This window comes from Mesorhizobium sp. B2-8-3 (assembly GCF_006440815.1).
In the GTDB taxonomy this organism is placed as follows: domain Bacteria; phylum Pseudomonadota; class Alphaproteobacteria; order Rhizobiales; family Rhizobiaceae; genus Mesorhizobium.
This window is the reverse complement of sequence record NZ_VFTW01000031.1, coordinates 42,283-57,683: the sequence shown is the minus strand read 5'-3', so window position 1 is coordinate 57,683 and position 15,401 is coordinate 42,283. Positions and strand designations below refer to the sequence as shown.

General features: G+C 63.9%; 14 protein-coding genes. 5 read left to right on the top strand and 9 right to left on the bottom strand.

Features of this window, described 5'->3' with window-relative positions; translation table 11 throughout:
* Positions 1-215: 215 nt before the first annotated feature.
* The 3 genes from FJ418_RS28700 to rpsD all read right to left on the bottom strand — a co-directional run bounded on the left by FJ418_RS28700 (position 216) and on the right by rpsD (position 2,646).
* Positions 216-1,043, bottom strand: a complete 828-nt coding sequence (locus FJ418_RS28700; RefSeq protein ID WP_140650840.1) for an inositol monophosphatase family protein — start codon at positions 1,041-1,043, stop codon at positions 216-218.
* Positions 1,033-1,917, bottom strand: coding sequence for a tRNA 2-thiocytidine(32) synthetase TtcA (ttcA, locus tag FJ418_RS28695; protein WP_181167129.1), 885 nt, complete (start codon positions 1,915-1,917; stop codon positions 1,033-1,035). The genes FJ418_RS28700 and ttcA overlap by 11 nt, the downstream gene beginning before the upstream one ends.
* Before the next feature lie 111 nt (positions 1,918-2,028).
* A complete protein-coding gene (gene rpsD / locus FJ418_RS28690; protein ID WP_140627561.1) occupies positions 2,029-2,646 on the bottom strand; it encodes a 30S ribosomal protein S4 in 618 nt (205 codons plus the stop codon).
* Between the two features lie 366 nt (positions 2,647-3,012).
* On the opposite strand from rpsD, the gene FJ418_RS28685 reads away from it, so the two are divergent.
* Positions 3,013-3,213, top strand: a complete 201-nt coding sequence (locus FJ418_RS28685) for a hypothetical protein (RefSeq protein ID WP_140647512.1) — start codon at positions 3,013-3,015, stop codon at positions 3,211-3,213.
* Between the two features lie 68 nt (positions 3,214-3,281).
* Here FJ418_RS28685 and FJ418_RS28680 read toward each other — a convergent pair whose 3' ends face one another.
* Positions 3,282-3,464 carry a DUF3008 family protein gene (locus tag FJ418_RS28680; RefSeq protein WP_140647513.1) on the bottom strand — a complete coding sequence of 61 codons (183 nt, stop codon included), beginning with the start codon at positions 3,462-3,464 and terminating at the stop codon, positions 3,282-3,284.
* Between the two features lie 173 nt (positions 3,465-3,637).
* Here FJ418_RS28680 and FJ418_RS28675 point away from each other — a divergent pair, with 173 nt between their 5' ends.
* On the top strand, positions 3,638-5,020 hold the full coding sequence (locus FJ418_RS28675) for an RNB domain-containing ribonuclease (protein WP_140871461.1): 1,383 nt from the start codon (positions 3,638-3,640) through the stop codon (positions 5,018-5,020).
* A 152-nt stretch (positions 5,021-5,172) separates the two neighbouring features.
* Here the strand turns inward: FJ418_RS28675 and murI are convergent, their stop codons facing one another.
* From murI to FJ418_RS28660, 3 genes are all read right to left on the bottom strand, one after another.
* On the bottom strand, positions 5,173-5,973 hold the full coding sequence (gene murI, locus FJ418_RS28670) for a glutamate racemase (protein WP_140871458.1): 801 nt from the start codon (positions 5,971-5,973) through the stop codon (positions 5,173-5,175).
* Between the two features lie 176 nt (positions 5,974-6,149).
* Entirely contained in the window at positions 6,150-6,749 is a 600-nt protein-coding gene (locus FJ418_RS28665; RefSeq protein WP_140871456.1) for a hypothetical protein, read from the bottom strand.
* 81 nt (positions 6,750-6,830) lie between these two features.
* Positions 6,831-7,679 (bottom strand): RNA methyltransferase, encoded by an 849-nt coding sequence (locus tag FJ418_RS28660; RefSeq protein WP_140871453.1) that lies wholly within the window; start codon positions 7,677-7,679, stop codon positions 6,831-6,833.
* Positions 7,680-7,887: 208 nt separating this feature from the next.
* On the opposite strand from FJ418_RS28660, the gene FJ418_RS28655 reads away from it, so the two are divergent.
* Positions 7,888-9,099 (top strand): NADP-dependent isocitrate dehydrogenase, encoded by a 1,212-nt coding sequence (locus FJ418_RS28655; protein ID WP_140871450.1) that lies wholly within the window; start codon positions 7,888-7,890, stop codon positions 9,097-9,099.
* An 86-nt stretch (positions 9,100-9,185) separates the two neighbouring features.
* Entirely contained in the window at positions 9,186-9,812 is a 627-nt protein-coding gene (locus FJ418_RS28650) for a glutathione S-transferase family protein (protein WP_140871447.1), read from the top strand.
* A 239-nt stretch (positions 9,813-10,051) separates the two neighbouring features.
* On the opposite strand, the gene alaS is transcribed toward FJ418_RS28650, so the two are convergent.
* On the bottom strand, positions 10,052-12,721 hold the full coding sequence (gene alaS / locus FJ418_RS28640; RefSeq protein WP_140871444.1) for an alanine--tRNA ligase: 2,670 nt from the start codon (positions 12,719-12,721) through the stop codon (positions 10,052-10,054).
* Positions 12,722-13,060: 339 nt separating this feature from the next.
* On the bottom strand, positions 13,061-14,158 hold the full coding sequence (recA, locus tag FJ418_RS28635; RefSeq protein ID WP_095765184.1) for a recombinase RecA: 1,098 nt from the start codon (positions 14,156-14,158) through the stop codon (positions 13,061-13,063).
* A gap of 281 nt (positions 14,159-14,439) precedes the next feature.
* On the opposite strand from recA, the gene FJ418_RS28630 reads away from it, so the two are divergent.
* On the top strand, positions 14,440-15,378 hold the full coding sequence (locus FJ418_RS28630) for a carbohydrate kinase family protein (RefSeq protein WP_140871441.1): 939 nt from the start codon (positions 14,440-14,442) through the stop codon (positions 15,376-15,378).
* Positions 15,379-15,401 lie beyond the last annotated feature (23 nt).

Genomic DNA, 15,401 nt, shown 5'->3' with positions numbered 1-15,401 from the left:
TCGTTCCATCAAAAGCTTGAATCACGACCAAGCCAAGATGGGAATCCTGAATATCAACAAACCTTAATGCATGTCGCGCAAAAGTTTCAGCGGTTTTGCGATAACGACATGCATGAAAACAAAAGTTTTAAAGCGCGTCGCCTGAATCCGCTTCAGCGCGACGCGCTTTAATTGCTATCCGGCCGGCAGATCGCCGGCCGAGCGCAGGATTACCCCTACTCGGCCCAGAGCTCGCGGCGCAACTCGTCCCAGCTTTGCTTGTCCGGCGCCACCAGCAGGCCGCCGTCGACATGCGACGGCAGATAGGCGCTGCCGTCGACGCGCGCGACATGGCCGCCGGCTTCCTGATGGATCAGCGCGCCGGCGAGATGATCCCAGGGCATCAGCTTGTTGTAGAGCACGAAATGGGCGTGACCGCTGGCAAGCAGCCGATATTCATGCGCCGCGCAGCGATAGGCGAATTGCGACAGCGTCTTGGTCTGGTTGCGGGCAAGCCGCGAGCGTTCAGGCTCTTCGAGAAACTGCCAGGAAACGGCGCCCGTCATCTGCGACATGGGCACCGGTGCCGCGACGCGGACCTTCTCCAGCGCGCCATGCGCGTGGCGGATATGGCTGCCCGCCCCCTTGGCGCCGATCAGCCAGTCCTTGCCGACCGGATCGTGGATGATGCCGGCGACAGTCTCGCCGTTGACGACGACGCCGGCCATGACGCCGAACAGCGGCACGCCGGAAGCGAAGTTGAAGGTGCCGTCGACCGGATCGATGACGAAGGCCAGCGCGGCATCGCCAAGGCCAGATAGCAGCGCCGGGTTGTCGGAGCAGGCCTCTTCACCGACCACCATGGCCTGGGGATAGCGTTCGAGCAGCCGGGCGGTGATCAGCCTCTCGGCATTGACGTCCGCCTCGGTCACGAGGTCGGCGGCGGACGTCTTCTGGCGCACGTCGCCCTCGCCCAGCCGGCGGAAGCGCGGCATGATTTCAGTCCTGGCGGCGTCGGCAAGAAGCTCGGCCAGCCAGTCGATCGAACGGTCGTCAAATTTCATCGGAAATGTCTCGTCCTGGATTCGCATCGAGCCCCGCGAAGTCGAACAGCTTCCTGTCCAGGAGATGCGAGAGCCTTACATTGGTCATGGCGCGGATCATCGTGTCCTTGCGGCCCGGCATGCGCTTCTCGATGTCGTCGAGCATCGCCTTCATGGCGTTGCGCTGCAGCCCTTCCTGGCTGCCGCAGAGGTCGCACGGGATGATCGGGAATTTCATCGCGTTGGCGAATTTTTCGAGGTCGGCCTCAGCACCATAGGCGAGCGGCCGCAGCACCAAGACGTCACCTTCGTCATTGAGGAGCTTGGGCGGCATGGCGGCGAGACGCCCGCCGTGGAACAGGTTCATGAAGAAGGTTTCGAGTATGTCCTCGCGGTGATGGCCGAGCACCAGCGCCGAGCATCCCTCCTCGCGCGCGATGCGGTAGAGATGGCCGCGCCGTAGCCGCGAGCAGAGCGAGCAATAGGTGCTGCCCTCGGGCAACTTGTCGGTCACCACCGAGTAGGTGTTCTGGTATTCGATGCGGTGGGCGATGCCGTTGGCGTTGAGATAGTCAGGCAGGATGTGCTTCGGGAAATTCGGCTGGCCCTGGTCGAGATTGCAGGCGAGCAGTTCGACCGGCAGCAGGCCGCGCCATTTGAGATCGAGCAGCAGCGCGAGCAGGCCATAGGAATCCTTGCCGCCGGAGAGCGCCACCAGCCAACGCTCGCCGGGTTTCACCATGGCGAAATCCTCGATCGCCTGACGGGTGAGCCTCAACAGCCGCTTGCGCAGCTTGTTGAATTCGACCGAGGACGGCACGTCGGCAAACAGCGGATGGAAGCCGCCGTCGGTCTCGTCGCCGATCGGCTCGAGCGTTTTGACATCTGGCAGCATATTCATGGCGCCGGCCCTGCGTTCTGTTGGCGCCCGGCTTAGCGGACATAGCGGACAAAGAAAAGGCCGCCTCGAGAGGCGGCCTTGGATGCTGCGGCTGATTGATGTCGATCAGCGCGAGTAGAATTCGACGACCAGGTTCGGTTCCATCTGCACGGCGAACGGAACGTCCGACAGGCCGGGAACGCGAGCAAAGGTCGCGGTCATCTTGTTGTGGTCGGCTTCGATGTAGTCCGGCACGTCGCGCTCGGCGAGACCAACCGATTCCAGCACGATCACGAGCTGCTTCGACTTCTCGCGCACCTCGATGACGTCGCCCGGCTTGCAGCGATACGAACCGATGTTGGTGCGCTTGCCGTTGACGTTGACATGGCCGTGGTTGACGAACTGACGGGCGGCGAAAATGGTCGGCACGAACTTGGCGCGGTAGACGACCGCGTCAAGACGCGACTCGAGCAGGCCGATCAGGTTCTCGGAGGTGTCGCCCTTGCGGCGGTTGGCCTCTTCATAGACCTTGCGGAACTGCTTTTCCGAAACGTCGCCATAGTGACCCTTCAGCTTCTGCTTGGCGCGCAGCTGCAGGCCGAAGTCGGAAAGCTTGCCCTTGCGGCGCTGGCCGTGCTGGCCGGGGCCGTATTCACGCTTGTTGACCGGGGACTTCGGGCGGCCCCAGATGTTTTCGCCGAGACGGCGGTCGATCTTGTATTTCGCGGATTCGCGCTTGCTCATCGCATTCCCTTTCAAAACAATATACCCGGAACCCCATGGCTCCGGGCGAAGGAAACGCGCCCTCCTCTGGCCTCCGTTTTCGAGACCTGACAGGGTTTTCCACGCAAAGCGACGGAGAACCCACGGGACACGTCAAAAGAAACCACCGGGCGTCGCCACCCGGTGTTGGTGGGGCTGTTAAACACAGATTTAACCGCTGTCAAGCTTACGGCTGGCCGCGCGGGTCGCAACCCGATAACATTTCCCGCGTTGCGTGCGGTGCCGGTTGTGGCGAAGGCCGCCGGCAGCAGAGGGGCGTAGCGTTCAAGGAGCCGCGCTGCTCTGCCATCTTAATGAAGGGACTGGAGCAGAGGAGCCCGAATTCCCATGAAAAAGTTCTTCCTTACCCTGACCGGGGCCGCTGTGCTGGCGGGGTCCATGGCTGTCATGACGCCGGAACCCGCCATGGCCAGGCATTGGAGTGGCCACAGGCAGGTATGCCGCGTCGTGGTGACGAAAAGAGTGGTCTGGCGCCACGGCCATCGCCACGTTGTCCGTTACAAGACGAAGCGCTGCTGGTGGCGATAGCGGGCAGCTGAGTCAACCTGAACAAGCCCGCGAGCGATACCGCGGGCTTCTTCATGTGATGCTGCGATCTATGACTTTTTGCCGGGCAGATCCTTGCGTTTGGTCTCGGCGAACTCTTCGAGTTGCTTCTCGCTCATCGATTCATACATTTCGCGCGAAGCGCCCCTGAGCTCGCTTTTCTTGATCTCGCCGCGCTTGGCGGAAAGTGCTGCCCCGGCGGCCTTTTGCTGTGCTTGTGATGTGGCGGGCATGGCGATTTCTCCGGTTTCTCCTTTGCTGTGAGAAGAAACGCCGCGCTGAAGCGGCAGTTCCAGCGGCAGTGGCTCGGCCGTCGGTCTGCTTGGGGCCGGCCGTCGGGCGGGCGGCCTTGGCGGTCTCGCTGGCAAGCCTTCCCGTGTCGGGAACGCCAGTGTAGGACGGTTGCATGAAATCGCTGACCGATCCCTCACAAGCGCTCTCCACCGGCCTCGCCAAAATCCGCACCGAGTTCCACGTGCCGGACGGATTTCCGCCTGCTGTGGTTGCCGCGGCGGAGGCGGCGGCAAAGCGTGTGCCCGGGCAGCATGCCGACCGGACGGCAATGCCCTTCGTAACACTCGATCCGGCAAGTTCCACCGATCTCGACCAGGCGTTCTCGATCGAGGCCAGCGGTGGCGATCTTCTCTTGCATTATGCCATTGCCGACGTCGCCTGGTTCGTCGAGGACGGCGATGCGATTGATATCGAAGCCTGGAACCGGGGCGAAACGCTCTATTTGCCGGACGGCAAGGCCGGGCTGTACCCGCCGGTGCTCGCCGAGGCTGCGGCGAGCCTGCTGCCCGATGGACCGCGCCCTTCGGTCATCTTCACGGTCCGGGTCGCTGGCGACGGCGCGGTGAAATTGGACGGCGCGGAACGGGCCATTATCCAAAGCCGCGCGAAGCTCGCCTATGACAGCGTGCAGCCCTCGGACGTTCCAGCCGGCTTCGCGGAACTGGCGCGGCGCATGGCGGCAAACGAAGAGCGGCGCGGCGCCTCGCGCGTCGATCCGCCCGAGCAGGAGGTGGAGAAGGTCGCCGACGGCACGTTCCGGCTGTCGTTCAGGCCGCTGCTGCAATCCGAGCAGGACAATGCAGCACTTTCGTTGGCCGCCAATATGGCGATTGCCGACGCCATGCTGGCGCGCAAGACCGGGTTGTTCCGGGTGATGTCGGGGCCGGACGCCTCCAAGGTGCAAAGACTGCGCAACGCGGCACAGGCGCTTGGGCTTTCCTGGCCCGCCTCCACCAGCCTGCGCGACTATCAGCGCACGCTCGATCCGGCCGATCCGAAACAGGCCGCGCTGATGCTGGAAATCCGCCGCGCAGGCAACGGTGCGTCCTACCAACCCTATCACGAGGGTGTCGTCCCCTGGCATGAGGCGATGGCTGCGACCTATGCGCATGCCACCGCGCCGCTCAGGCGGCTGGCCGACCGCTATGTCGTGCGCTGCACGCTGGCGATCGCCAACGGCCAGCCCGTGCCGCAGGCCGTCACCGACGCGTTCGCCAGATTGCCGAAGGTGATGGGGCGTGCGGATGCCCGCGCTTCGCAGATCAACCATGCCGCCATCGACCTTGCCGAGGCGGTCATGCTCAAGGGACGCGAGGGCGAGACGTTCAAGGCCGTCGTCACCGACTTCGTCGATCATGGCGTGCGCGCGCAGCTTGCCGACATGCCCGTCGTCGCCAACGTGAAGGCCTCCGGGCTCAGGCAGGGCGACAATCTCAACCTGAAGCTGGTCTCGGCCGATCCGGATCAGCGCAGCATCGTCTTCGAGCCTGTTTAGCGGCTGGGTGAAGGCGCGTTGAGATTCAGGTCAGGCCGAGTCGAAAATGGCGGGTTCCGAGAACCGGAGCGGAGCGTACTTAAGGTACGTGAGCACCGGAAGCGCAGGAACCTGGCATTTGCGGGCCGGCCTCACCTGAATATCGACACGCCTTAGCGCGCGGTCAGTCCAAAGCCCTGGATGAGTCGCCTGGTGGCAAAATCCACCTTGCCGGAAGTGAAGACGGCGAGATCGGGCTCGCTCTCGCCCGATGTCTCTCCGACCGGTTCGATGAGCGACATGGCGCGCCGCGCGATCGCCTCGGCCGGATCGATCCAGTCGACCGGCCAGGGCGCGGTCTTGCGCATGCGGTTGACGAGAAACGGATAATGCGTGCAGGCGAGCACGACGATGTCGGTGCGGTTGCCGTCGCGCTCGATGAAGCAGGGCGCGATTTCGGCGCGCACGGCCTCCTCGTCGACGAAACCTTGGCGCATGTAAATCTCGGCGAGCCCGGCCAGCCGGTCGCTGCCGACCAGGCGCACATGGCATTTCTGCGCCCATTTGCTGATCAGGTCGCGCGTGTATTGGCGCTTCACCGTGCCCGGCGTCGCCAGCACCGATACCAGGCCCGAGCGGGTGCGTTCGGCGGCCGGCTTGATGGCCGGAACGGTGCCCACGAAAGGATGGCCGGGGAATTTGTCGCGCAGCGCATCGATCACCAGTGTCGAGGCGGTGTTGCAGGCAATGACCGAAATCGCCGGCTGAAGCCGATCGAGCACCTTGCGGAACAGCGTAAGTATGTGATCCTTGAGCGCCGGTTCCTCCCAGGCGCCATAAGGAAAAGCCGCGTCGTCGGCGACATAGACGAATCGGCGATCGGGCATCAGCACGCGCGCCTCGCGCAGCACGGTCAGCCCGCCAACGCCGGAATCGAACATCAGGATCGGGCGTTGGCTTGATCGATCGCTCATTGTCATCCGGCCCTGAGAAGCATCAGGCCCGTGATTGGACCGACGGCGCTTCTATCGCGAATGATCGTGGTCTTGAAGAGGCGAATGCGAGCAGCTTTTGCGCAGGCGCCAGGGCATGGTGCCGAAAAGTGTGAAGCGGTTTTCGGACGACGTCATGCTCTATCTCTAAGACTTACTCAAATCCCGCGCTTGCCGAAGCCGGCGGGGCGCGGCCTGCCGAAAGGCTGCGGTGCCGGCGGGACGCGCGCGGCGGCACGTGGGGCGGCCGGCACGCTGGCTGTTACGGTGCGTCCGGCACGCGCCGGTGCCGGCAGCGGACCGTCGAAGTCGAAAACATCGGTCAATTCATCGATATTGCTGCCCGCGACCGGCTTCGCCCACAGGATCGTGCACCAGAGGCCGAACACCGAAAGTCCAAGCAGGTTCAGCCCGCCTGGAATGCTCGCGGGATCGCCGAATTTGACGGCCAGCAGGACGCCTGCCTGCAGAAGGGCGTAGACGGCGGAAAGGGCGATGTAGGCCCACAGGATCCAGCGACGCCCGTTGGCATCGCGGGTGCGGCGCGAGGCGATGTTGCCGCGCAACGCGACAAAGACGAGGGAGGCGATGAGGACGGCACCCGCCATGCCCTGCCGCGCCGGACCAGGCCCTGAATTGAGCAGCCCTTCGAAGCCGATCGTGCTGACAATGCAGATAAGGATTACCACGGTTTCGGCGACGGCGAGACCGAGAGAGTAAAGGAAAAAGCGCAGTCGACCAATATTGGACGTAAACATGTGCCACCCCCACTATTGCGGTCAGGATGGCGTATAACCGAATAAAATTCGGTTACTTCAAATGCTCACAGCTTACCGATTTTAACCTTCTTCGTCTTTGGCGCGACTGCGTGCACCGGCCGGCAATCGTCTCGGATCGTCCCCAGGCGAGCCGTCGCCGCGCGGCATGGCCGGCGAGAACCGGTCGAGCGACGAGATGATGCCGCGCAGCACCTTCAGTTCCGGCTCGGCAAAGCCCGCGCGCGTCAACACGGCGCGCAGATTGTCGACCATCTTCGGCTTCTTTTCTTCTGGGCGGAAGTAGCCTCGCGCTTCCAGCGCGTTTTCCAGATAGGCGAACAGGCTGTGCAATTGCTCCTTGGTCGCCGGCACAAGCTCCGGTCCGGAGAAGTTGGTCTGGGTCTCGTCGGCGAGGCCGGATTTCATCCATTCATAGGACATCAGCAGCACCGCCTGGGCGATGTTGAGCGAGGAAAAGCCGGGATCGACCGGGAAGGTGACGATCTCGTCGGCGAGCCCAACCTCGTCATTATAGAGGCCGAAGCGCTCGCGGCCGAACAGGATGCCGGTATGCTCGCCCACCTCGACACGTGCTCTCAGCGCCCTGCCCGCTTCCACGGGACCGCGCACCGGCTTGAAGCCGTCGCGCTCGCGCGCCGTCGTGGCGAAGACGAAGTTCAGGTCGGCGACCGCCGAGGCCAGATCGTCGAAAACCCTGGTGGCGTCGATGACGTGGTCGGCCCGGCTGGCGGCCGCGCGCGCCTTCTCGCTCGGCCAGCCGTCACGCGGGTTGACCAGCCTGAGCTCGGACAAGCCGAAATTCGCCATTGCGCGGGCGACCATGCCGATATTCTCGCCGAGCTGCGGCTCGACCAGGATGATGGCCGGTCCGGCGGAAGCGGTCTTGGCTGTATTTTCGATGGCTGGCATAGCTGTGGGTAACCGGGGTTTGCGGCGTTTCGGCGTCCCCTGCCACATCCGGACCGGAAAATGAAGCATTCACAACAGCGGCACCCGCCCGCTCCGGCGCGGATCGCGGTTTGCGCGCTGAAAAAGCCTTTGATATACGCTCCGCATCCCCGGCTGAAACCATGCGGGCAAGGCCGTTCAGATCCCCCAGCAACGAGGCATTCTTTCCATGGCGAAGATCAAGGTGGCGAACCCGGTCGTCGAACTCGACGGCGACGAGATGACCCGCATCATCTGGCAGTTCATCAAGGACAAGCTGATCCACCCCTATCTCGACCTGAAGCTTGAATATTACGACCTCGGCATCGAAAACCGCGACGCCACCAACGACCAGGTGACGATCGACTCGGCCAACGCCATCAAGAAATACGGCGTCGGCGTGAAATGCGCGACGATCACTCCCGACGAGGCACGCGTCGAGGAATTCAAGCTGAAGAAGATGTGGAAGTCGCCCAACGGCACCATCCGCAACATCCTCGGCGGCACCATCTTCCGCGAGCCGATCATCATGAAGAACGTGCCGCGCCTGGTGCCGGGCTGGACCAAGCCGATCATCGTCGGCCGTCATGCCTTCGGCGACCAGTACCGCGCCACCGACTTCCGCTTCCCCGGCAAGGGCAAGCTGACGATCAAGTTCGTCGGCGAAGACGGCCAGGTGATCGAGCATGACGTCTATGACGCGCCGGGCGCCGGCGTGGCCATGGCCATGTACAATCTCGACGAGTCGATCCGCGAGTTCGCCCGCGCCTCGCTGAACTATGGCCTGCTGCGCAACTTCCCGGTGTATCTCTCGACCAAGAACACCATCCTCAAGGCCTATGACGGCCGCTTCAAGGACATCTTCCAGGAAGTCTACGAGAAGGAGTTCGAGGCCGAATTCAAGGCGCGGAAACTCTGGTACGAGCACCGCCTGATCGACGACATGGTCGCCTCCAGCCTGAAATGGTCGGGCGGCTATGTCTGGGCCTGCAAGAACTATGACGGCGACGTGCAATCCGACACCGTGGCGCAAGGCTTCGGCTCGCTCGGCCTGATGACCTCCGTGCTGATGACGCCGGACGGCAAGACGGTGGAGGCGGAAGCCGCGCACGGCACCGTGACGCGCCACTACCGCCGGCACCAGAAGGGCGAGGAAACCTCGACCAATTCGATCGCCTCGATCTTCGCCTGGACGCGCGGCCTGGCGCACCGCGCCAAGCTCGACGACAACGCCGCGCTGAAGCGCTTCGCCGAGACGCTGGAAAAAGTCTGCATCCAGACCGTCGAGTCTGGCTTCATGACCAAGGACCTGTCGCTGCTGATCGGCCCCGACCAGCCGTGGCTCTCGACCACCGGCTTCCTCGACAAGATCGACGAGAATTTGCAGAAGGCGATGGGGTGAGGAGCGGTGCGCGAAGCGCATGAAAGGCCCCGAAATGGGCTTTTCAAGCGACGAACGCCCGTAGCCATAGCGGAGGGCCGGGCCGAATGACAAAACCGACCCTCTACGGCGCCGACTACAGCGTCTATGTGCGCATCGCGCGGATGGCGCTGGAGGAGAAGGGCATCGGCTACGAACTGGTGCCGATCGACATCTTCGCCGCCGAAGGCATTCCGGCCTGGTATCTGGAGCATCACCCGTTCGGCCGCATCCCGGCCTTCGAGCATGACGGTTTTCACCTGTTCGAGACCGGCGCAATCGCGCGCTATGTCGATGAAGCCTTCGATGGTCCCGCGCTGCAGCCGGCCGACGTGCGCGGCCGCGCCAGGATGGGCCAGATCATCGGCATGCTCGACGCCTACGGTTATCGCGCGATGGTCTGGGACGTTGCCGTCGAACGGCTGGAAAAGACGCCGGCGAATGAGGCACTGATTGCCAGCGGGCTGAGCCAGGCTGAGACGGTGCTCAAGGTTCTGACCTCGCTGAAGGCTAAGGGCCCGTGGCTGCTCGGGGACCAGTTGACGTTGGCGGACCTGCATGCGGCCCCGATCATCGCCTATTTCCTCAAGGTCGCGGAAGGACGCGATCTGCTGGCGCGCTTTGCGGATATCCGGGATTGGTATGCCCGAATAGCCGGACGGCCGAGCTTTACGCGGACGGAAAAGGTCGCGTAACTCGCTCAGCCTCGGCGCTGCCCCTCATTGCCCTGCCGGGCATTTCTCCCCGTAAACGGGGGAGAAAGAGGCTGGGCGTGGCGCCGCGCCATCTCTCCAACGCTGGCGATTGGCGAAAGCCGCGTTGACAGCGCCCTTCTCCCCGTTCAACGGGGAGAAGATGGCGGCAGCCAGATGAGGGGCAGCGCTGCCCTCGAAGAGGTAGGAACCGGCTTAAGCTAAGCGTATCGCCGGGATCATCACGCCGCTTCCAGCGCCGCCCTCACCGCCGCGATCGCGTCATCGGCCTTGGAAGCGTCCGGGCCGCCGGCCTGGGCCATGTCGGGACGCCCGCCGCCGCCCTGCCCGCCGAGCGCGGCGGAGGCGACGCGGACCAGATCGACGGCGCTGAAACGTCCGGTCAGATCGTCGGTGACGCCGACGACCACGCTTGCCTTGTTGTCCTCGCCCGCGCCGACAAAGACGACTATGCCGGAGCCGAGCGTCTTCTTGCCGGCATCCGCCAGCGGCTTCAGGTCCTTCGGCGCCACGCCGGTGACCGCCTTGCCGAGGAAGCCGACACCTGCGACGGTCTCGTTCGCGGCCGGAGCATCGGCAACGGCCGAGCCGCCGCCCAGCGCCAGTTTCTTGCGCGCCTCGGTAAGCTCCTTTTCGAGCTTTTTGCGTTCTTCGAGCAGCGCCTCGACGCGCAACGGCACGTCGGCCGGCGAGATCTTCAAGGTCGCCGCCGCGGCTTTCAGCCGCCTGTCCTGTTCGTCCAGATGCCTGCGCGCCGCCTCGCCGGTCAGCGCCTCGATGCGGCGCACGCCGGCCGCCACCGCGCTGTCCGACAGGATGCGCACCAGGCCGATATCGCCGGTCGACCTCACATGCGTGCCGCCGCAAAGCTCGACGGAATAGGGCCGATTGGCCTTGGCGCCATGCAGGCCGGTGCCCATCGACACGACGCGCACCTCATCGCCGTATTTCTCGCCGAACAGCGCCATGGCGCCCTCGGCGATCGCGTCGTCGACCGACATCAGACGCGTCGTCACCGGGCTGTTCTGCACGACGATCTCGTTGGCCATGCGCTCGACCTCCTCGAGCTCATCGGCCGAGATCGGCTTGTTGTGCGAGATGTCGAAGCGCAGCCGGTCGGGCGCCACCAGCGAGCCCTTCTGCGCGACATGGGTGCCCAGCAGCTCGCGCAGCGCCTCGTGGATGAGATGCGTCGCGGAATGGTTGGCGCGCAGCCTTGAGCGGCGGGCATGATCGACCTTCAGCTCGACGGCATCACCCGTCTTGACCGTGCCATTGCCCACCTTGCCGAGATGCACGAACAAGCCATCGGCCTTCTTCTGCGTGTCCGAGACCTCGATTGAAAAACCCTCGCCGGAAATCACGCCGGTGTCGCCCATCTGGCCGCCGGATTCGCCGTAGAACGGCGTCTGGTTGACGACCAAGGCGACCGCATCGCCCTGGCTCGCGCTGTCGATGGTCTTGCCGTCCTTGACCAGGGCCTGGACGATGCCTTCCGCCTGCTCGGTCTCATAGCCGAGGAATTCGGTCGCGCCGGTCTTTTCGCGCACCGAGAACCATACCGTCTCGGTCGCGGCCTCGCCCGAGCCCGTCCAATGCGCGCGCGCCTCGGCCTTCTGCCGCTCCATCGCGTCGGTGAAGCCGGCGATGTCGACCGAGATGCTGCGCTGGCGCAGCGCATCCTGCGTCAGATCGAGCGGGAAGCCATAGGTGTCGTAGAGCTTGAAGGCCGTCTCGCCATCCAGCATGTCGCCGGCATGCAGCGTCTCCGTAGCGTCCGAAAGCAGACCGAGGCCGCGCACCAGCGTCTTGCGGAAGCGTGTTTCCTCGAGCTTCAAGGTTTCGGTGATCAGCGCCTCGCCGCGCACGAGCTCGGGATAGGCCTGGCCCATCTCGCGCACCAGCGCCGGCACCAGCTGCCACATCAGCGGCTCCTTCGCGCCAAGCAGCTGCGCATGGCGCATGGCACGGCGCATGATGCGGCGCAGCACATAGCCGCGCCCCTCATTTGACGGCAGCACGCCATCTGCCACCAGGAACGAGGACGAGCGCAGATGATCCGCGATGACGCGATACGACCCCACGTTCTCCTGGTTCGGCCCCTGGCCTAGCGCCGAGGACGCCGCGTCGATCAAATGCCTGAACAGGTCGGTCTCGAAGACGCTTTCGACGCCCTGCAGGATGGAGGCCATGCGCTCCAGGCCCATGCCGGTGTCGATCGAGGGACGCGGCAGGTCGATGCGCTCTTCCTTCGTCACCTGCTCATACTGCATGAACACCAGGTTCCAGAATTCCAGGAACCGGTCGCCGTCCTCTTCCGGGCTGCCGGGCGGGCCGCCCCAGATATGCTCGCCGCGATCGATGAAGATTTCCGAGCACGGACCGCACGGGCCGGTGTCGCCCATCGCCCAGAAATTGTCCGAGGTCGGGATGCGGATTATGCGGTCGTCGGAGAAGCCGGCGATCTTCTTCCAGTAACCAGCCGCCTCGTCGTCGGTGTGATAGACCGTGACGAGCAGCTTGTCCTTCTTCAGGCCGAAACCCTTGGTGATCAGATTCCAGGCAAGCTCGATCGCGCGCTCCTTGAAATAGTCGCCGAACGAGAAATTTCCGAGCATCTCGAAGAAGGTGAGATGGCGCGCGGTATAGCCGACATTGTCGAGGTCGTTGTGCTTGCCGCCTGCACGCACGCTCTTCTGCGCGGTGGACGCTCGCGAGTAGGGACGCTTCTCCAGGCCGGTGAAGACGTTCTTGAACTGCACCATGCCTGCGTTTGTGAACATCAGTGTCGGATCGTTGCGCGGCACCAACGGGCTGGAGGCGACGATCTCGTGGCCCTCCTTGCGGAAGTAGTCGAGAAATGTCGACCGGATATCGTTCACGCCACTCATTGCGTACTGCCTTTTCGCGAGAACCGCCGGCGTCGCCGGCGGCTGATGGGCTTTGGTGTTTCCAGAAGATAGATGGGCCTTTTAGCCGTAGCTCTTGAGCCTGTCCAGAAACACAGAGTTAGGTCAATCCGCCGGCGAGCGACGGCCCGGCGCCGCCCGCAAAATGCAAAACCGCCGGCGCGAAGGCCGGCGGTTCGGGTACGCAGTACTCAAGAACTCGATTACATAAGCATAAGACGATAAACAAGGATTGTGGCCGAACTCCGGCTAAGCCGACGAATAGCTTTCGCCCAATCCCGAACAGGAACTGCTGCGCGGTCTTCCTGGAACGAACCGGCCCTACAAGGCGCCGGCTTCGTCCTCGAAACCGTCGTCGCCGCCTTCGGAGCCGCCATTCTCGAGAAATTTCTCGGCGATCAGCCCGGCATTCTGGCGCAATGCAAGTTCGACCTCACGCGCCGTATCGGGATTGTCGCGCAGGAACAGTTTTGCGTTCTCGCGACCCTGGCCGAGGCGCTGCGAATTGTAGGAGAACCAGGCGCCTGACTTCTCGATGACGCCGGCCTTGACGCCGAGATCGATAAGCTCGCCGGTCTTCGACACGCCCTCGCCATACATGATGTCGAACTCGACCACCTTGAAGGGCGGGGCCAGCTTGTTCTTCACCACCTTGACGCGGGTCTGGTTGCCGACGACCTCGTCACGGTCCTTGACCGAGCCGATGCGGCGGATGTCGAGGCGCACCGAGGCGTAGAATTTCAGCGCGTTGCCACCGGTGGTCGTCTCGGGCGAGCCGAACATGACGCCGATCTTCATGCGGATCTGGTTGATGAAGATGACCATTGTGTTGGAGCGCGAGATCGAGGCGGTCAGCTTGCGCAGCGCCTGGCTCATCAGGCGAGCCTGAAGACCGGGCAGCGAATCGCCCATCTCGCCTTCGATTTCAGCGCGCGGCGTCAGTGCCGCCACCGAGTCGACGACCAGCACGTCGATGGCGCCCGAACGCACCAGCGTGTCGCAGATTTCCAGCGCCTGCTCGCCGGTGTCGGGCTGCGAGATCAAAAGGTTCTCGAGGTCGACGCCAAGCTTGCGGGCATAGACCGGATCGAGCGCGTGCTCGGCATCGACGAAGGCGCAGATACCGCCCTTCTTCTGGGCTTCCGCCACCGTGTGCAGCGCCAGCGTCGTCTTGCCCGAGCTTTCCGGCCCGTAAATCTCGATGATGCGGCCGCGCGGCAGGCCGCCGACGCCGAGCGCGATATCGAGACCGAGCGAGCCGGTCGGCACGGTTTCGATCTCGACCACCTGCTCGTTGGCGCCGAGCCGCATGATCGAGCCCTTGCCGAAAGCGCGCTCGATTTGCGACAGCGCCGCGTCCAGAGCCTTTGATTTGTCCACTGCCTTATCCTCTACAAGCCGCAAAGAATTCTGAGCCATGATACATCACCCCTTGGTCGTCAATGAAGGCCGGACAATCCGTGATCCCGGTGTGTTTTGTACCTTTTTTGTTCTCACTTGGCAAGGGGCAGCAAGCAGCTGAAAAACAATCAATATCTGGATATGTTCTTTCTTTGTCCCACCAGGGCTGGAGCGAAACAGAACCACTGGTCCAGAAGAGATTTGATATCCGCATGTCCCGAATCGCGGCGCCGATTGCGAGGCGACGCGCAGAAACCTAGTGTGCGCAGCCAACTATCAACCAAGGTTACCATATCCGCATGCCGACATCCCCAACAATCCTGGCGCTGGGCGGAGCCCATATCGACCGGCGCGGTCAGGTCTCGGGCGCCTATGTGCCCGCCGCTTCGAATCCCGGCATCATGCGCGAGGACGTCGGCGGCGTGGTTTTCAACGCGCTGCGCAGCGTGGTGAAGCGCGGCGTGTCGGCCTCGCTGATATCGGTGCGCGGCGGCGACGCTGCGGCCGACACCGTCGCCTTGGCGATCGACAACGCCGGAATAGCGGACCTCTCGGTGGTGTTCCTCGACCGCACGACGCCGAGCTACACGGCGTTGATCGACGCCGAAGGTGAACTGATCGTCGGGCTGGCCGACATGGTGCTCTACGATCTTGCCTTCCCCAAGCAGATGAGGCGTTCCAAGGTGCGCGAGGCGATAGCCGCGGCCGACGCCATCCTGTGCGACGCCAACCTGCCGACGGCGGCGCTGGAGCGCCTGGTAGCGCTTGCCGGTGGCCGGCCGGTCTTCGCCATCGCCGTCTCGCCGGCCAAGGTCGTGCGCCTGGCGCCGCTGCTCGACGACCTGTCGGTGCTTTTCATGAACCGCCGCGAAGCCGCCGCGCTGGCCGGCGCCGAGCTAATCGGCGAAACCCTTGTCGACGCGCTCAGGCGGGCCGGCCTGAATACCGGCGTGGTCACGTCCGGCAGCGCCCCGGTTCTGGGCTTCGACGACACCGGCATCTTCGAGATCGATCCACCCGCGCCGCGCAAAGTTGCCGACGTGACCGGAGCCGGCGACGCCTTGACCGGCGCAACCGTCGCCGCCTTGCTGCGCGGCCTGCCGCTGCGTGCCGCGCTGCGCGAGGGCCTTGCCGCGGCGATGCTTGCCATCGAGAGCCCGGAGGCCGTTCCGTCCTTCACGGCGGGCAACTTCACGCAGGCGCTCGGCCTTGTGCCGGAGGCGCGGGAGGTGGCATAGGGCCACCAGACATCCACTTCCTC

Coding starts and splice junctions, on each gene's coding strand:
- FJ418_RS28700 (WP_140650840.1), bottom strand. CDS start 1,043: ATGAAATTTGACGACCGTTCGATCGACTGGCTGGCCGAGCTTCTTGCC.
- ttcA (WP_181167129.1), bottom strand. CDS start 1,917: ATGCTGCCAGATGTCAAAACGCTCGAGCCGATCGGCGACGAGACCGAC.
- rpsD (WP_140627561.1), bottom strand. CDS start 2,646: ATGAGCAAGCGCGAATCCGCGAAATACAAGATCGACCGCCGTCTCGGC.
- FJ418_RS28685 (WP_140647512.1), top strand. CDS start 3,013: ATGAAAAAGTTCTTCCTTACCCTGACCGGGGCCGCTGTGCTGGCGGGG.
- FJ418_RS28680 (WP_140647513.1), bottom strand. CDS start 3,464: ATGCCCGCCACATCACAAGCACAGCAAAAGGCCGCCGGGGCAGCACTT.
- FJ418_RS28675 (WP_140871461.1), top strand. CDS start 3,638: ATGAAATCGCTGACCGATCCCTCACAAGCGCTCTCCACCGGCCTCGCC.
- murI (WP_140871458.1), bottom strand. CDS start 5,973: ATGAGCGATCGATCAAGCCAACGCCCGATCCTGATGTTCGATTCCGGC.
- FJ418_RS28665 (WP_140871456.1), bottom strand. CDS start 6,749: ATGTTTACGTCCAATATTGGTCGACTGCGCTTTTTCCTTTACTCTCTC.
- FJ418_RS28660 (WP_140871453.1), bottom strand. CDS start 7,679: ATGCCAGCCATCGAAAATACAGCCAAGACCGCTTCCGCCGGACCGGCC.
- FJ418_RS28655 (WP_140871450.1), top strand. CDS start 7,888: ATGGCGAAGATCAAGGTGGCGAACCCGGTCGTCGAACTCGACGGCGAC.
- FJ418_RS28650 (WP_140871447.1), top strand. CDS start 9,186: ATGACAAAACCGACCCTCTACGGCGCCGACTACAGCGTCTATGTGCGC.
- alaS (WP_140871444.1), bottom strand. CDS start 12,721: ATGAGTGGCGTGAACGATATCCGGTCGACATTTCTCGACTACTTCCGC.
- recA (WP_095765184.1), bottom strand. CDS start 14,158: ATGGCTCAGAATTCTTTGCGGCTTGTAGAGGATAAGGCAGTGGACAAA.
- FJ418_RS28630 (WP_140871441.1), top strand. CDS start 14,440: ATGCCGACATCCCCAACAATCCTGGCGCTGGGCGGAGCCCATATCGAC.